A 16253-nucleotide genomic window follows, 5' to 3' on the forward strand; every position below is an offset into this window, starting at 1 on the left:
AGGCGGCGCGCGGCATACCCGGCGGTACCGGGTGACTTCGCCGCGTCGCCCCCGGCCAGGTGTGCCCCGGCCTTGCCGGGGACGCACCGGTCAGCCGTACACTGGTCCGCGACGTGGTTGGCACTCGCGCGAGGTGAGTGCCAGCAGAGGCCCGCCGAGGAGGCGGGAGCGTGGCAGGCGACTGGGAGGTGCGCGGTGCTCAGTGAACGAAGGCTCGAAGTCCTGCGCGCGATCGTCCAGGACTACGTCGGCACCGAGGAGCCGGTCGGCTCGAAGGCGCTGACCGAACGCCACCAGCTCGGCGTCTCCCCGGCCACGGTCCGCAACGACATGGCCGCGCTGGAGGACGAGGGGTACATCGCCCAGCCGCACACCAGCGCGGGGCGCATCCCGACCGACAAGGGGTACCGCCTCTTCGTCGACCGGCTCGCCGACGTGAAGCCGATGACGGCGCCCGAGCGGCGTGCCATTCATCACTTCCTCGACCAGGCCGTCGACCTCGACGACGTGGTGGCCCGCACGGTGCGGCTGCTCGCGCAGCTCACCCGCCAGGTCGCCGTCGTGCAGTACCCCTCCCTGACCCGGTCCACCGTCCGGCACGTGGAGCTGCTGTCGATGGCCCCGGCCCGGCTGATGCTGGTGCTGATCACCGACACCGGCCGGGTCGAGCAGCGGATGATCGACTGCCCGGCGCCGTTCGGCGAGTCCTCCGTGGCCGACCTGCGGGCCCGGCTGAACAGCCAGGTCGCGGGGCGCCGGTTCGCCGACGTGCCGCAGCTGGTGCAGGACCTTCCGGAGTCCTTCGAGAGCGAGGACCGGCCCACCGTCTCGACGGTGCTGTCCACGCTCCTGGAGACCCTGGTCGAGGAGACCGAGGAGCGGCTGATGATCGGCGGCACCGCCAATCTCACGCGCTTCGGGCATGACTTCCCTCTCACCATCCGCCCCGTCCTGGAGGCGCTGGAGGAGCAGGTCGTCCTGCTCAAACTCCTCGGTGAGGCGAAGGATTCGGCCATGACCGTACGGATCGGTCATGAGAACGCCCATGAGGGCCTCAGCTCCACGTCGGTCGTCTCGGTCGGCTACGGTTCGGGACGCGAGGCAGTCGCCAAACTCGGCGTGGTCGGACCGACCCGCATGGATTACCCCGGAACGATGGGAGCGGTACGCGCAGTGGCACGTTACGTCGGACAGATCCTGGCGGAGTCGTAAGTGGCCACGGACTACTACGCCGTACTCGGCGTGCGCCGCGACGCTTCCCAGGACGAGATCAAGAAGGCGTTCCGCAGACTCGCCCGCGAGCTGCACCCGGACGTCAACCCCGATCCGAAGACGCAGGAGCGCTTCAAGGAGATCAACGCCGCCTACGAGGTCCTCTCCGACCCGCAGAAGAAGCAGGTCTACGACCTCGGCGGCGACCCCCTGTCGCAGAACGGCGGCGGTGGCGGCGCGGGCGGCTTCGGCCAGGGCGGCTTCGGCAACTTCTCCGACATCATGGACGCCTTCTTCGGCACGGCGTCCCAGCGCGGCCCCCGCTCGCGCACCCGTCGCGGCCAGGACGCCATGATCCGGCTCGACATCGAGCTGGACGAGGCCGCCTTCGGCACCACCAAGGACATCCAGGTCGACACGGCCGTCGTCTGCAACACCTGCAACGGCGAGGGCGCCGCCCCCGGCACCTCCGCGCAGACCTGCGACATGTGCCGCGGCCGCGGTGAGGTCTCCCAGGTCACCCGGTCCTTCCTCGGCCAGGTCATGACCTCCCGCCCCTGCCCCCAGTGCCAGGGCTTCGGCACCGTGGTGCCCACCCCCTGCCCCGAGTGCGCCGGGGACGGCCGGGTCCGCTCGCGCCGCACGCTGACGGTGAAGATCCCGGCCGGCGTCGACAACGGCACCCGCATCCAGCTCGCGGGCGAGGGCGAGGTCGGCCCCGGCGGCGGCCCCGCCGGCGACCTCTACGTGGAGATCCACGAGCTGCCGCACTCCGTCTTCCAGCGGCGCGGCGACGACCTGCACTGCACGGTCACCATCCCGATGACGGCCGCGGCCCTCGGCACCAAGGTGCCGCTGGAGACGCTGGACGGCATGGAGGAGATCGACATCCGGCCCGGCACCCAGTCCGGCCAGTCGGTGCCGCTGCACGGCCGGGGCATCACGCACCTGCGCGGCGGCGGCCGCGGTGACCTGATCGTGCACGTCGAGGTGACCACGCCCGGCAAGCTCGACGCCGAGCAGGAGCGCCTGCTGCGCGAACTGGCCAAGCTGCGCGGCGAGGAGCGGCCCACCGGCCAGTTCCAGCCCGGCCAGCAGGGCCTGTTCTCCCGCCTGAAGGACGCGTTCAACGGTCGCTCCTGAGCCACCGCGACCCGTACGCACCGGGGCCCGGCACCGCCACACGGCGGGGCCGGGCCCCGGTGCGTACCCGGCTCGGGCGGTCCGGCGGGAGAGCCCGGCGGATGCGGAGGAGTCGAGATTCGGCGGGATGCGGGGGACATGGCACGATGCGCTCATGTCCCGTGCGCTGACCGACCTCTGCGATGTCCCGATCGTGCAGGCCCCGATGGCCGGCGGCGGCTCCTGCCCCCCTCTCGCGGCGGCCGTCAGCGACGCCGGGGGCCTCGGGTTCCTCGCCGCCGGCTACAAGACCGCCGACGGCATGTACCAGGAGATCACCCAGCTCAGGGCCCTCACCTCGCGCCCGTTCGGCGTCAACCTCTTCCTCCCGCAGCCCGAACTGGCCGACCCCGCCACCATCGAGGTCTACCGCCACCAGCTCGCGGGCGAGGCCGCCTGGTACGAGACCCCGCTCGGCGACAGCGACCTGGGCCAGGACGACAACTGGGACGCCAAGCTCGCCATCCTCCTCGACGACCCCGTCCCCCTGGTCTCCTTCACCTTCGGCTGCCCCACCGCCGAGGTGATCGACTCCTTCCACCGGGTCGGCACCCGCACCGCCGTCACCGTCACCACCCCCGAGGAGGCCCGCGCCGCCGAGGAGGCGGGCGCCGACGCGCTCTGCGTCCAGGGCGTCGAGGCCGGCGGCCACCAGGGCACCCACCGCGACGACCCCGAACGGGACGGCGCGGGCATCGGCCTGCTCACCCTCCTCACCCTGGTCCGCGAGGCGGTGCACCTGCCGATGATCGCGGCCGGCGGCATCATGCGGGGCGAACAGATCGCGGCCGCCTTCGCCGCCGGGGCGCAGGCCGCCCAGCTCGGCACCGCCTTCCTGGTCTGCCCCGAGTCCGGAGCCCCGCTGCTGCACAAGCAGTCCCTCACCAACCCCCTGTTCACCCGCACCGAGCTGACCCGGGCCTTCTCCGGGCGCCCGGCCCGCGGCCTCGTCAACCGCTTCCTGCGCGAACACGGCCCCTACGCCCCCGCGGCCTACCCGCAGGTCCACCACGTCACCTCCCCGCTGCGCAAGGCGGCCGCCCGTACCGGCGACGCCCAGGGCATGGCGCTCTGGGCCGGGCAGGGCCACCGGCTCGCCCGCGAGATGCCCGCCGCGCAACTGGTGGAGGTCCTCGCCGCCGAGACGGCAGCCGCCGTCCTCGCCCTCGGCGGCCCGTCGCCCACAGGAGGAATCCGATGACCGCACCCGTCTTCCTCGTCGACGAGGTGTCCGCGGGCACCGTCGTCCTCGACGGGCCCGAGGGCCGGCACGCCGTCTCCGTACGGCGGCTCAACCCCGGCGAGCCGGTGGTCCTCACGGACGGGGCGGGGCGTGGCGCCTTCGGCACCGTGGTCTCGGTGGAGGGCAAGTCCACGCTGCACGTCGCCGTGGACGAGGTCCGCGAGGAGCCCGCGCCCCGGCCGCGGATCACCGTGGTGCAGGCGCTGCCCAAGGGGGACCGGGGGGAGCTCGCCGTGGAGACGATGACCGAGACCGGCGTCGACGCGATCGTGCCGTGGGCGGCCTCGCGGTGCATCACGCAGTGGAAGGGGGAGCGGGGGCTCAAGTCGCTGGGCAAGTGGCGGGCGACTGCTCGGGAGGCCGGGAAGCAGTCGCGGCGGTTGCGGTTTCCCGAGGTGGCGGAGTTGCACTCCACGCGGCAGGTGGCCGCGTTGCTGGGTGGGGCCGATTTCGCGGCGGTCCTGCACGAGGAGGGGAGTGCGCCGTTGGCGCGGGCCTCGTTGCCCGAGGACGGGTCCATCGTGCTCGTCGTGGGGCCCGAAGGCGGGGTTTCCCCCGAGGAGCTGGGTGCCTTCGGGGAGGCGGGGGCCGGGGCGTTCCGGCTGGGGCCCAGTGTGTTGCGGACCTCCACCGCCGGGACCGCCGGGGCGGCCCTGTTGCTGGGGCGGACCGGGCGCTGGGGGTGAGCCCTCCCGGGCGGGGCTCTGGGGGCGGGGTGCCCCTGGCCGGCGGTCTTTCGGGTGCTCGTCCGTCGGGCGTGCCCGTCACCGATGGCCTCAAACGCCGGCCGGGCTGAGTTTGGCCTCAAGCGCCGGCCGGGCTGGTTGTGGCCTCAAGCGCCGGCCGGGCTGAGTTGGACTGTGTGGGCGGTGGGGTGGCCGGGGCCGGGGTGGGGGATGAGATCCGGGCAAGTGATCCAAGGGCCTCCCCGAGGGGTGGGTCGGCTGCATAGGCTGATCGGGTGACACAGCCTGCGTACCTCCGGTTTCCGCATGTCCACGGCGAGTTGGTCGCCTTCGTCGCAGAGGACGACGTCTGGGTGGCGCCGCTCGACGGCGGGCGCGCCTGGCGGGTGAGCGCCGACAACATGCCGGTCGACCATCCCCGCTTCTCGCCCGACGGCACCACGGTCGCCTGGACCTCCACCCGCGACGGCGCCCCCGAGGTGCACGTCGCCCCCACCGACGGCGGCCCCTCCCGCCGCCTGACCCACTGGGGCAGCAACCGCACCTCCGTGCGCGGCTGGACCCCCGGGGGCGAGGTCCTCGCCCTCACCACCTACGGCGAGGCCTCCCTGCGCCGCAGCTGGGCCCGGGCCGTGCCGCTCGACGGCGGCCCCGCCCCCGCCCTGCCCTTCGGCCCCGTCGGGGGCGTCGCGTACGGCCCCGACGGTCAGGTGCTGCTGGGGTCGGTGTCGATGGGCCGCGAGGCCGCCTGGTGGAAGCGGTACCGGGGCGGGACCGCCGGAAAGCTCTGGACCGGCACCGAGGGCGGCGAGTTCACCCGCCTCCACGCCGGCCTCGACGGCAACATCGAGTACCCGCTCTGGGTCGGCGACCGCGTCGCCTTCCTCAGCGACCACGAGGGCGTCGGCGCGCTCTACTCCTCGCTCCCCGACTCCACCGACCTGCGCCGCCACACCCCGCTCACCGACCCGGACACCGGCCTGCCCGCCTTCTACGCCCGGCACGCCGCCACCGACGGCACCCGCGTCGTCTACACCGCGGCCGGCCGCCTGTGGCTGCTCGACAGCCTCGACGTCCCCGAGGGCCAGGAGGCCGCGCCCGAGCCGCGCCCGCTCGACATCCGGCTCGGCGGCCAGCGTGCCGACCTCCAGCCCCGGCCCGTCGAACCGGGCCGCGACCTCGGCGGCGCCTCGCCCGACCACACCGGCCGGGGCAGCGCCGTCACCGTGCGCGGCGCCGTCCACTGGGTCACCCACCGCTCGGGCCCCGCCCGCCTCCTCTCCGGTGAACCGGGCGTCCGGCACCGCCTGCCGCGCACCTTCCGGGTCGACGGCGAGGAGTACGTCGCCTGGGTCACCGACGCCGAGGGCGAGGACGCCCTGGAGTTCGCGCCCGCCACCGGCACCGCCGCCGGCTCCACCCCGCGCCGGATCGCCGCCGGGCAGCTCGGCCGCGTCCTCCAGTTGCGGATGGCGCCCGACGGAAGCCGGGCCGCCGTCGCCTCGCACGACGGGCGGGTGCTGCTCGTCGACCGGGAGACCGGCGAGGTCCGCGAGGTCGACCGCAGCGAGGACGGCGACGCCACCGGCCTCTGCTTCTCCCCGGACTCCTCCTGGCTCGCCTGGTCCCACCCTGGCCCGGAGCCGCTGCGCCAGCTCAAACTGGCCAACACCACCGACCTCACCGTCTCCGAGGCGACCCCGCTGCGGTTCAACGACCACAGCCCCGCCTTCACCCTCGACGGCAAGCACCTGGCCTTCCTCTCCGAGCGCTCCTTCGACCCGGTCTACGACGACCACGTCTTCGACCTGGCCTTCCTCGACAGCGGCAGGCCGCACCTGATCACCCTGGCGGCCACCACGCCGTCGCCGTTCGGCCCGCAGCGGCACGGCCGGCCCTTCGAGACGCCCGACAAGGACGAGACGCCCGACAGCGAGGGCGCCCCCGCCACCCGGATCGACCTGGACGGACTGGCCGACCGGATCGTGCCCTTCCCCGTCGACGCCGGACGGTACTCGGGGCTGCGCGCCGCCAAGGACGGTGTCCTGTGGCTCAGCCACCCGCTGCGCGGGGTCCTCGGCGCCGCCCACGCCGGTTCGGACAGCCCGCGCCCGCGTCCGGTCCTGGAGCGGTACGACTTCGCCCAGCGCCGGATCGAGGAACTCGCCTCCCCGGCCGACGGGTTCGCCGTCACCGGCGACGGCAAGCGGGTCCTGCTCCGGGCCGACGGCGAGCTGCGGCTGGTCCCCAGCGACCGCCGCGCCCCGCACGAGGACGACGGCGAGCACCGCGTCACCGTCGACCTCGCCCGCGTCCGGCAGAACATCGAACCGGCCGCCGAATGGCGCCAGATGTACGAGGAGGCCGGCCGCCTCACCCGGGACCACTTCTGGCGCCCCGACCTCGGCGGCCTCGACTGGGACGGCGTGCTCGACCGGTACCGCCCGGTGCTGGAGCGCGTCGCCACCCACAGCGACCTGGTCGACCTGCTCTGGGAGGTGCAGGGCGAACTCGGCACCTCGCACGCCTACGTCACCCCGCACGGCACCTGGGTCGGCCCCCGGCTGCGGCAGGGCCTGCTCGGCGCCGACCTCGCCCGCGACGAGGAGGGCGTCTGGCGCGTCGAGCGGGTGCTGCCCTCGGAGACCTCCGACCCGCGCGCCCACTCCCCGCTCGCCGCCCCCGGCGTCGCGGTCCGGGCGGGCGACGCGATCCTCGCCGTCGACGGGCAGCCCGTCGACCCGGTGACCGGCCCCGGCCCGCTGCTCGTCGGTACGGCCGGCAAGCCGGTGGAGCTGACCGTCTCCCCGGCGGGCGGCGGCGACCCGCGCCACACCGTGGTCGTCCCGCTCGCCGACGAGGAGCCGCTGCGCTACCACGCGTGGGTCGCCGACCGCCGGGCCCACGTCCACGCCCTCTCCGACGGCCGCCTCGGCTACCTCCACGTCCCCGACATGCAGGCGCCCGGCTGGGCCCAGATCCACCGCGACCTGCGCGTCGAGGCGGCGCGCGAAGGCCTGGTCGTCGACATCCGGGAGAACCGGGGCGGCCACACCTCGCAGCTCGTGGTGGAGAAGCTGGCCCGCAAGATCGTCGGCTGGGACGTGCCGCGCGGCATGCGGGCCTCCAGCTACCCGCTGGACGCGCCCCGCGGCCCCGTGGTCGCCGTCGCCGACCAGTTCGCCGGCTCGGACGGCGACATCGTCAACGCCGCCATCAAGGCGCGCGGCATCGGCCCGGTCGTCGGCGTCCGCACCTGGGGCGGCGTCATCGGCATCGACAGCCGCTACAGCCTGGTCGACGGCACCGTCGTCACCCAGCCCAAGTACGCCTTCTGGCTGGAGGGCCAGGGCTGGGACGTGGAGAACCACGGCGTCGACCCCGACATCGAGGTGGTCCACGCCCCGCACGACTACGCGGCCGGCCGCGACCCCCAGCTCGACGAGGCGGTACGGGTGGCCCTGGCCGCCTTGGAGGAGACCCCGGCGCTGACCCCGCCGGAACTCCCGGAGCCGAAGCGCCCGGCGGGAGGCCAGTACCGCGACTGACCGGGGGAGCGGAGAGGGTGCGCCGGTGCGCGTACACCGGCGCACTCTCCCCGCCTCGTTCTGGCAGCCGACGCCTACAGCACCCGTAGCGCCTGCCCGCCGTCCCGTTCTCGTCGGGCCAGCGCGTGCAGCACCGCCTGGTCGCCGTGGCGTTCCCGCGCCGCCGCGACCAGCACGTCGACCGCGACGGTGAGGGCGGCCTCCGGCACCGCGCCGGGTATGCCCACGCTCAGCGCCAAGTCCTCGAGATGCACCGCCAGTTCGACGCAGCGGGTCGCGAGGTAGCCGTCGAGCAGCATCTCCTCCCCGGGCCGGTGGAGGACGGCCACCCGCCGGCCGGGCGGCTCCTCTGCCAGCCGTCGCGTCAGGCGCCGCCACGCGGCCCGCGCCTGCTCGGCCACGACGGCTGGCCCCTCCGCGGCCGTCTCCGCACTACGGGCGCGCACCCCGGTGTTGAGCGCGGAACCGTGCTGGTCCGTGCCGGTCAGTCGCGCGTAGTAGTGCACCGCCGAGACCGGCTCCGCCCCGGTCACCCGCCCGTCGAGGAACCACTCGACCTGGAGGACACTCCGCGCCAGATGTCCGGCCAGCGCGCCGACCGGCATCTCCGGCAGCACGGACTCGTGCGCCCACCGATCCGCCACCTCCCCCAACGCCAGCAGTTCTACGGCCTGTTCGGCCGCCTCCAGGTAGGTGTCGCGTATCCCTGTGGTCATGCGCCACATCTTGCGCGTGCGAGGGCTCCGGCGACGGGGATGTCCATCTGACGAGACATGCGTTCAACATGTGAACCGCCTGGCCCGTCGCGGCCGTTCCCCGGCCGTCCGGCCGCCGGGACCGCCATGAGGGGCGGAGAGTTACCATGCGGATCACCGATCAAGAGGGAGCCCCCCAGTGACGGACCAGCCCAGCCCGCCGCACCAGCCCGACTGCCTGTTCTGCAAGATCGCCTCCGGTGACGTGCCGGCGACCATCGTCCGGGAGACCGACACCACCGTCGCCTTCCGCGACATCAACCCGCAGGCGCCCACGCACGTGCTGGTGATCCCCCGTGCCCACTACCCGGACGCAGCCTCGCTGAGCGCCGCCGAGCCCGCCGTCGCCGCCGACGTGCTGCGCGAGGCCGGCGAGATCGCCGCCGAGGAGGGCGTCGCGGAGAGCGGCTACCGGGTCGTGTTCAACACCGGCTCCGGCGCCGGGCAGACCGTCTTCCACGCCCACGCCCACGTGCTCGGAGGCCGCGGCCTCCAGTGGCCTCCCGGCTGAACGCCCCGTGTCCGTGCGTGAGCTGGTGGTGCTGGGCACCGCCAGTCAGGTCCCGACCCGCCACCGCAACCACAACGGCTACCTGCTGCGGTGGGACAGCGAGGGCATCCTGTTCGACCCCGGCGAGGGCACCCAGCGCCAGATGGTGCGCGCCGGGGTCTCCGCGCACGACCTGAACCGGATCTGCGTCACCCACTTCCACGGCGACCACAGCCTCGGCCTCGCCGGCGTGATCCAGCGGATCAACCTCGACAGGGTCCCGCACCCGGTCACCGCGCACTACCCGGCGAGCGGGCAGCGCTTCTTCGAGCGGCTGCGCTACTCCACCGCGTACTACGAGAGCGTCGGCGTCACCGAGGCCCCGGTCGCCGCCGACGGCCCGCTCGCCGCCGGCCCCTCGTACACGCTGGAGGCGCACCGGCTGTCGCACCCGGTGGAGGCGTACGGCTACCGGCTGGTGGAGCCGGACGGGGTGCGGATGGTGCCCGAGAAGCTGGCGGCGCACGGCATCGGGGGGCCCGACGTGGGCGTGCTCCAGCGGGAGGGGAAGCTCGGCGGGGTGACGCTGGCGGAGGTCAGCGAGGTGCGGCGCGGGCAGCGGTTCGGCTTCGTGATGGACACCCGGCTCTGCGACGGCGTGTACGCCCTGGCCGACGGCTGCGACCTGCTCGTCATCGAATCGACCTTCCTCGACGAGGACGAGCGCCTCGCCACCGAACACGGCCATCTGACCGCCGGCCAGGCCGCCCGCGCCGCCGCCGACGCCGGGGTGCGCCACCTCGTTCTGACCCACTTCTCCCAGCGCTACACCGACCCCACCGCCTTCGAACGGCAGGCCCGCGCCGCCGATTACGAGGGTGAGCTGACCATCGCGCGGGACCTGGACCGGATTCCGGTGCCGAGACGGCGCTGAACCCCCGGCCCGTACCGGCCTACTTGGACTCGATCCGCCCCAGAGGGCTGGGTCCGGCGGCGAGTTGGTCGCCCGCCGTCCGCCAGGCCGTGTCGTCGGGGTCGAAGGTGCTGCGCAGGTAGGCCGCGGTGAGTCGCGCGACCGCGGTCACCCGGGCCGGGTCCTCGTCGGTGGTCTCGGCGACGTCGTACCCGGAGACGCCGCCCAGCCCGTGTTCCGCGCCGAAGAGGGTGAGCAGGGACTTGGGGCCCGGGGCGAGGGTGTACGGGTCGACGTGCCACTGCGGGCCCTCGACGGTCAGGAAGGCGGAGTCGTCCTTCTCCCCGGCGACGACGAGCGTCGGCGTGGCCATCCGGGAGAAGTCGGTGGTCAGGAAGAACGGGTAGTGCTCCACCGTGAAGTCGGTGAGAGCGTCGCCGCCCCGGCCGGGCGCCGCCAGCAGCACCCCCGCCGTGATCCGGGGGTCGGCGAGCTTCACCTCGGTCCCGTCGTCCGGATCGGTGAGCCGGGCGCCGAGCAGCAGGCTCGCGGTGTGCCCGCCCATCGAGTGCCCGGCCACCGCCACCTTGCCCCGGTCCAGGCGGCCGGCGAGCCCGGGGACGGCCTCCTCCACCTCGTCCAGCCGGTCGAGGACGCGCCGCATGTCCTCGGCGCGGGAGCGCCAGTGCGGGACGCCCCCGGCGCCGGTGCCCCGGTCCTCGCCCAGGGTGCGCGAGTCCAGGTGGGTCGGCTGGATCACCGCGAATCCGTGGGCCGCCCAGAAGTCGGCGAGGGGCGCGTAGCCGTGCAGCGAGGAGAGGTGGTGCGAGAAGCCGAGCCCGTGCGAGAGGAGGACGACCGGCAGGCCGCTCCCGGTCACGGGCGCCGAGACGCGCAGCTGGAGGTCGACGATCCGGTCGGGGGCCGCCAGGGTGACCGGGCTGACGGAGAGGACGGGGACGGGCCGGCCGAGGACGTCGGCGGTGGGAATCGGTGCACTCATGACAGAGGGGTCCCTTCGAGGGCCCGGCCGCCGGAAGTGCGGCAGGGCAGGGGCGAGACGGGGAAGGGCAGCACGGGAGGTCGGCTACCCTGAAAGCGGAACGCCGTTCGGTTTCGACCATACGGAACAGCGTTCCGTTTCGTCAACGACCACCGGAACCGGAAGGGGAGTGCCGTGCCCGGCGCGAGCGAGTCCAAGGGAGCCTCGGCCCGCAGTACGCGCGCCGACGCGGTGCGCAACCGGCAGGTGCTGCTCGACGCGGCCGCCGAGGTCTTCGTCGCCTCCGGCGTCGACGCGCCGATCCGGGAGATCGCGGCCAGGGCGGGCGTCGGGACGGGCACCGTCTACCGGCACTTCCCGACCCGCGCCGACCTCGTCGTCGCCGTCTACCGCCACCAGGTCGAGGCGTGCGCGGAGGCCGGTCCTGCCCTGCTCGCCGACTCCGCCTCCCCGTTCGCCGCGCTGCGCGCGTGGACCGGCCTCTTCGTCGACTTCCTGGTCACCAAGCACGGCCTCGCCCACGCGATGCGCGCCGACAGCGGCGGCTTCGAGGCCCTGCACGCCTACTTCCTCGACCGCCTGGTCCCCGTCTGCGCCCAGCTCCTCGACGCCGCCGCCGAGGCCGGCGAGACCGAGCCCGGCACACAGGCGTACGAACTCATGCGCGGCATCGGCAACCTCTGCGCCGGGTACGACGACGACCCCCGCTACGACCCGCGCCGCCTGGTCGGGCTGCTTCTTCAAGGGTTGCGGCGGCCCGGGTAGCCGTGTCCAAGTCGCCCTGATCCGTGGGGTGTCGGCGCGCACGTTCCGCCCGCGCACCTCTTGACGGGGGGCAGTGTGGCAGCGTGCAATATATTGCATGCCAGTACCCGAGAGCCGTGGGCTCGTCAGCAGGTCCCTCCTGCGGGAGGAGGCGTACCGGGCCATCCGGGACGCCATCGTGGACGGTACCCTCGCCCCCGGCGAGCGGTTGCAGGATGCCGCGCTCGTCGCCTGGCTGGGTGTCAGCCGCACCCCCGTCCGTGAGGCGCTGGCGCGGCTGGAGCAGGCCGGGCTGGTGCGGACCACGCCGGGGCGGCACACGCTGGTCAGCCCGCTGGACGTGCGGGCGGCCCGGGACGCCCAGTCGGTCACCGCCGCCCTGCACGAACTCGTCGTCCGCCAGGCCGTCCCCCGCCTCTCCGCCGCCGAGCTCGACGCCATGCGCGAGGCCAATGCCCGCTTCGCCCGGGCCCTGCGCGAGAACGACGTGCCCGCCGCCGTCGCCGCCGACGACGCCTTCCACGGGGTGCCCGTCACCGCCGCCGCCAACGCGGCCGCGCGCACCGTCCTGGACCAGTTCACCCCGGTGCTGCGCCGGGTAGAGCGGCTCCGGTTCTCCTCGCTCAGCGGCCGGGCCTCGGTCGCCCAGCACGACCGGATCGTCGAACGGTGCGCGGCCCAGGACGCCGAGGGTGCGGCCGCCGCCACCCGCGAGAACTGGCAGACCCTCGTCCCGCTCCTCGACCGGCTCCACGACGAGAGCGCCGCCGACACCCCCTGACCGCCCGCCCCGTACCGGAGGTACCCGTGTCCCTGGACGACTTCGACCGCCACCCGCTGCTCTTCGGCCCCAGCCCCGTCCACCCGCTCGACCGGCTCACCGCCCACCTCGGCGGCGCCCGGATCTGGGCCAAGCGGGAGGACGTCAACAGCCCGCTGGCCTTCGGCGGCAACAAGACCCGCAAGCTGGAGTACCTGATACCGGACGCGCTGAAGCAGGGCGCGGACACCCTCGTCACCATCGGCGGCGTCCAGTCCAACCACACCCGCCAGGTCGCCGCCGTCGCCGCCCGGCTCGGCCTCAAGGCGGTCCTCGTCCAGGAGAGCTGGGTCGACTGGCCCGACCCGGTCAACGACAAGGTCGGCAACATCCTGCTCTCCCGCCTGATGGGCGCCGACGTCCGGCTGGTCGACGCCGGGTTCGGCATCGGCTTCAAGGAGAGCTGGAACCAGGCGCTGGAGGACGTCCGCCGGGCCGGCGGCACCCCGTACGCCATCCCGGCCGGCGCCTCCGACCACCCCCTCGGCGGGCTCGGCTTCGCCCGCTGGGCCGAGGAGGTGCGCGAGCAGGAGCGGCAGCTCGGCGTCTTCTTCGACACCGTCGTGGTCTGCGGCGTCACCGGCTCCACCCATGCCGGGATGATCGCCGGGTTCGCCGGGCAGGACCGGCCCCGCCGCGTCCTCGGCATCGACGCCTCCGCCAAGCCCGCCGAGACCCGCGCCCAGATCGAGAAGATCGCCCGCGACACCGCCGCCCGCATCGGCCTCGGCCGCGACCTGCGCGACGAGGAGATCACCCTCCTCGAAGGCTGGGCGGGGGAGCGGTACGGCATCCCCGACCGCTCCACCCTGGACGCCATCCGCCTCACCGGCAGCCTGGAGGGCGTCATCCTCGACCCGGTCTACGAGGGCAAGTCGATGGCCGCCCTCATCGACCTGGTCCGCGACGGCGACATCCCCCGCGACGCCAACGTCCTCTACGCCCACCTCGGCGGCCAGCCCGCCCTCAACGCCTACAGCGGCGCCTTCGCCTGACCGCCCGCCAGGACCCGGCCGCCGCCCCTCCTCTCCCCGGGCGGCGGCCGCTCACCCGTCCGGGCGGCGAATCCGGCACAGGGCGCACGGACACCGAAACGGTCCAAGGCCCCCTTTCGCCCGCCGCGACCGCCCAGACCGTACGCTTCCCCCCATGGCGCGGCCCGCGATCCGGGCCCGCCCGTACCACCCGCACCAGCCGAGAGAGCCCGCCCATGCCCCTGCCCAAGGCCGAACTCCATCTCCACATCGAAGGCACCCTCGAACCGGAACTCGCCTTCGAACTGGCCGCGCGCAACGGCGTGACGCTGCCCTACGCCTCCACCGAGGAGCTGCGCCGGGCGTACCTCTTCACCGACCTCCAGTCCTTCCTGGACCTCTACTACGGCCTGATGGCGGTTCTCCGCACCGAGCAGGACTTCGCCGACCTCGCCGACGCCTACCTCGCCCGCGCCGCCGAACAGGGCGTGCGGCACGCGGAGATCTTCTTCGACCCGCAGGCGCACATGGCCCGGGGCGTCTCGATGGAGACGGTGGTCGGCGGCCTGAGCCGGGCGCTCGCCACCAGCGAGGAACGGTTCGGCATCTCCACGCTGCTCATCATGTGCTTCCTGCGCGACCAGAGCGCCGAGTCGGCGATGGAGACGCTGAAGGCCGCCGAGCCGTACCTGAACCGCATCACCGGCGTCGGCCTGGACTCCGCCGAGGTCGGCCACCCGCCGGCCAAGTTCCGCGAGGTGTACGAGGAGGCCGGGCGGCTCGGGCTGCGCAAGGTCGCGCACGCCGGCGAGGAGGGCCCGCCCGCGTACATCACCGAGGCGCTGGACGTGCTGAAGGTGGAGCGGATCGACCACGGGCTGACCGCCATGCAGGACCCGGCCGTCGTGGAGCGGCTGGTCCGCGACCAGATCCCGCTGACGCTCTGCCCGCTCTCCAACGTCCGGCTGCGCGCCATCGACCTCCTGGAGGAGCACCCGCTGCGCGAGATGATGGCCGCCGGGCTGCTCTGCACCGTCAACTCCGACGACCCCTCCTACTTCGGCGGCTACGTCGGCGACACCTTCCACGCCGTGCAGGAGGCGCTCGGCCTGGACCACGAGGCGCTGCGCACCCTGGCCCGCAACTCCTTCCGGGCCTCCTTCCTGGAGGACGACGAGGAGCGCCGCGCCCGCTACCTCGCCGAGGTCGAGGCGTACACCTTCGACTGAGGGCGCGCCTGTCAGCGGTAAAGCGATTGCCGGTGACGGGCGGGCGGGACTACCTTGCCGCCATGAGTTCCTTCCTCCAGATGTACGGCTGACGGCACCTTCCGGTCCGGGGCGCGGCGTGAGCCCCCCGGACCACCGCCGCGACCGCGCCCGCCCCTGACCGGGGCCGGGGCGCGGTCCGGCGACGCCGTCATCCGTCCGTCACCGCAGGAAGAGTTCCGCATGCAGCGCCCCACGCGCCCGCGCGCCCACATCGCCATGGCCGGCGCGCCGATGGTCAGCCACATCCTCCCGAGCCTGGAGATCATCCGGGAACTGGTCGCCCGCGGCCACCGGGTCACCTACGCCGCCGACCCGGCCGTCGCCGGCCTGATCACCCCGACCGGCGCCGAACTGGTCCCGGTCCCCTCCACCCTCCCGTTCGCCGACAACGTCTGGCCCGAGGACGGCGTCGAGGCCATGCGCCTCTTCGTCGCCGACGCCGCCCAGGCCCTCCCGCGCCTGCGCGCCTTCTACGACGAGGACCCGGCCGACCTCTACCTCTACGACATCGGCGCCTACGCGGCCCGCGCCCTGGCCGAGTCCCAGTCCCGCCCCTACGTCCAGCTCTCCCCGACGTACGTCGCCTGGAAGGGGTACGAGGAGACGGTCGGCGCCGCCGTCCGCGCCCTGCCCGGTTACGAGGTGTACGCCAGGGAGGGCAACGCCTGGCTGGCCGGGAGCGGGGCGACCACCCGCGACTTCGAGGAGTTCGCCGGGCTGCCCGCGCGGGTGCTGGCGACCGTGCCGCGCGCCATGCAGCCCTTCGCCGACCAGGTCGACCCGGACGTGGTCACCTTCGTCGGGCTCTGCTTCGGCGACCGGGCCGACCAGGGCACCTGGCAGCGCCCGGCCGGGGCCGAGAAGGTCGTCCTGGTCTCGCTCGGCTCCGCCTACACCCAGCAGCCCGGCTTCTACCGGGCCTGCGTCGAGGCGTTCGGCGGGGACGCCCTGCCGGGCTGGCACACCGTGCTCCAGATCGGCAGGCACACCGACCCGGCGGTGCTCGGCCCGCTCCCGGACGACGTGGAGGTGCACCCCTGGGTGCCGCAGCTCTCCGTCCTCGCGCAGGCCGACGCCTTCGTCACTCACGCCGGGATGGGCGGCTCCAGCGAGGGGCTGTACTTCGGCGTGCCGATGATCGCGGTGCCGCAGGCCGCCGAGCAGTTCGCCAACGCCGACCAGCTGGCCGCCCTCGGAGTGGCCCGGCGGATCGCCACGGCCGAGGCCACCGCCGGGGCGCTGCGCAGCGCGCTCACCGCCCTCACCACCGACCCGGAGGTCGCCGCCCGCTCCGCGAGGCTCCGGGCCGAGCTGCGGGCCGAGGGCGGCACCGCCCGGGCGGCGGATCTGCTGGAGGCCGAACTGCCCGGCTGACGGGCGAAGTTCCCGGC

14 protein-coding genes are annotated in these 16253 nt (G+C 74.2%); 12 read left to right on the forward strand and 2 right to left on the reverse strand.

The window, feature by feature from the left end; all coding sequences use genetic code 11:
• The first annotated feature begins 195 nt into the window (after window positions 1-195).
• The 5 genes from hrcA to OIM89_RS21695 all read left to right on the forward strand — a co-directional run bounded on the left by hrcA (window position 196) and on the right by OIM89_RS21695 (window position 7871).
• The gene (gene hrcA / locus OIM89_RS21675; protein ID WP_030696231.1) at window positions 196-1212 is read left to right on the forward strand and encodes a heat-inducible transcriptional repressor HrcA; all 1017 of its coding nucleotides are present in this window, start codon (window positions 196-198) and stop codon (window positions 1210-1212) included.
• Complete coding sequence (dnaJ, locus tag OIM89_RS21680) at window positions 1213-2355, forward strand: molecular chaperone DnaJ (RefSeq protein ID WP_030696232.1); 1143 nt, start codon at window positions 1213-1215, stop codon at window positions 2353-2355.
• 154 nt (window positions 2356-2509) lie between these two features.
• Entirely contained in the window at window positions 2510-3595 is a 1086-nt protein-coding gene (locus OIM89_RS21685; RefSeq protein ID WP_047465384.1) for a nitronate monooxygenase, read from the forward strand.
• The gene (locus OIM89_RS21690; protein WP_047465387.1) at window positions 3592-4323 is read left to right on the forward strand and encodes a 16S rRNA (uracil(1498)-N(3))-methyltransferase; all 732 of its coding nucleotides are present in this window, start codon (window positions 3592-3594) and stop codon (window positions 4321-4323) included. Before OIM89_RS21685 ends, OIM89_RS21690 begins: the two co-directional genes overlap by 4 nt.
• A gap of 275 nt (window positions 4324-4598) precedes the next feature.
• The gene (locus tag OIM89_RS21695) at window positions 4599-7871 is read left to right on the forward strand and encodes a S41 family peptidase (RefSeq protein WP_195731048.1); all 3273 of its coding nucleotides are present in this window, start codon (window positions 4599-4601) and stop codon (window positions 7869-7871) included.
• Window positions 7872-7945: 74 nt separating this feature from the next.
• On the opposite strand, the gene OIM89_RS21700 is transcribed toward OIM89_RS21695, so the two are convergent.
• The gene (locus OIM89_RS21700; RefSeq protein ID WP_030696236.1) at window positions 7946-8587 is read right to left on the reverse strand and encodes a maleylpyruvate isomerase N-terminal domain-containing protein; all 642 of its coding nucleotides are present in this window, start codon (window positions 8585-8587) and stop codon (window positions 7946-7948) included.
• Between the two features lie 178 nt (window positions 8588-8765).
• On the opposite strand from OIM89_RS21700, the gene OIM89_RS21705 reads away from it, so the two are divergent.
• Window positions 8766-9137, forward strand: coding sequence for a histidine triad nucleotide-binding protein (locus tag OIM89_RS21705; protein WP_030696237.1), 372 nt, complete (start codon window positions 8766-8768; stop codon window positions 9135-9137).
• Between the two features lie 7 nt (window positions 9138-9144).
• Window positions 9145-10050 (forward strand): ribonuclease Z, encoded by a 906-nt coding sequence (locus OIM89_RS21710; protein ID WP_264491553.1) that lies wholly within the window; start codon window positions 9145-9147, stop codon window positions 10048-10050.
• 19 nt (window positions 10051-10069) lie between these two features.
• On the opposite strand, the gene OIM89_RS21715 is transcribed toward OIM89_RS21710, so the two are convergent.
• A complete protein-coding gene (locus OIM89_RS21715; RefSeq protein ID WP_264491554.1) occupies window positions 10070-11032 on the reverse strand; it encodes an alpha/beta hydrolase family protein in 963 nt (320 codons plus the stop codon).
• Between the two features lie 174 nt (window positions 11033-11206).
• Between OIM89_RS21715 and OIM89_RS21720 the strand changes: the two genes are divergently transcribed.
• The 5 genes from OIM89_RS21720 (at window position 11207) to OIM89_RS21740 (ending at window position 16236) form a co-directional block, all read left to right on the forward strand.
• On the forward strand, window positions 11207-11797 hold the full coding sequence (locus tag OIM89_RS21720) for a TetR/AcrR family transcriptional regulator (RefSeq protein ID WP_151169551.1): 591 nt from the start codon (window positions 11207-11209) through the stop codon (window positions 11795-11797).
• A 97-nt stretch (window positions 11798-11894) separates the two neighbouring features.
• Complete coding sequence (locus OIM89_RS21725) at window positions 11895-12578, forward strand: GntR family transcriptional regulator (protein WP_030696241.1); 684 nt, start codon at window positions 11895-11897, stop codon at window positions 12576-12578.
• Between the two features lie 26 nt (window positions 12579-12604).
• A complete protein-coding gene (locus OIM89_RS21730; RefSeq protein WP_030696242.1) occupies window positions 12605-13612 on the forward strand; it encodes a 1-aminocyclopropane-1-carboxylate deaminase in 1008 nt (335 codons plus the stop codon).
• Between the two features lie 215 nt (window positions 13613-13827).
• Complete coding sequence (locus OIM89_RS21735) at window positions 13828-14820, forward strand: adenosine deaminase (protein ID WP_030696243.1); 993 nt, start codon at window positions 13828-13830, stop codon at window positions 14818-14820.
• Between the two features lie 222 nt (window positions 14821-15042).
• The gene (locus tag OIM89_RS21740) at window positions 15043-16236 is read left to right on the forward strand and encodes a macrolide family glycosyltransferase (RefSeq protein ID WP_226965197.1); all 1194 of its coding nucleotides are present in this window, start codon (window positions 15043-15045) and stop codon (window positions 16234-16236) included.
• Window positions 16237-16253: the final 17 nt, after the last annotated feature.

Origin of the sequence: Streptomyces sp. BI87 (genome assembly GCF_025957665.1) — a bacterium.
Taxonomy (GTDB): Bacteria; Actinomycetota; Actinomycetes; order Streptomycetales; family Streptomycetaceae; genus Streptomyces; species Streptomyces albidoflavus.

Bases quoted from the DNA above. Each gene is read 5' to 3' on its own strand.
- OIM89_RS21685 (WP_047465384.1), top strand. From the start codon at position 2,510: ATGTCCCGTGCGCTGACCGACCTCTGCGATGTCCCGATCGTGCAGGCC.
- OIM89_RS21700 (WP_030696236.1), bottom strand. From the start codon at position 8,587: ATGACCACAGGGATACGCGACACCTACCTGGAGGCGGCCGAACAGGCC.
- OIM89_RS21690 (WP_047465387.1), top strand. From the start codon at position 3,592: ATGACCGCACCCGTCTTCCTCGTCGACGAGGTGTCCGCGGGCACCGTC.
- OIM89_RS21715 (WP_264491554.1), bottom strand. From the start codon at position 11,032: ATGAGTGCACCGATTCCCACCGCCGACGTCCTCGGCCGGCCCGTCCCC.
- OIM89_RS21740 (WP_226965197.1), top strand. From the start codon at position 15,043: ATGCAGCGCCCCACGCGCCCGCGCGCCCACATCGCCATGGCCGGCGCG.
- OIM89_RS21735 (WP_030696243.1), top strand. From the start codon at position 13,828: ATGCCCCTGCCCAAGGCCGAACTCCATCTCCACATCGAAGGCACCCTC.
- OIM89_RS21725 (WP_030696241.1), top strand. From the start codon at position 11,895: ATGCCAGTACCCGAGAGCCGTGGGCTCGTCAGCAGGTCCCTCCTGCGG.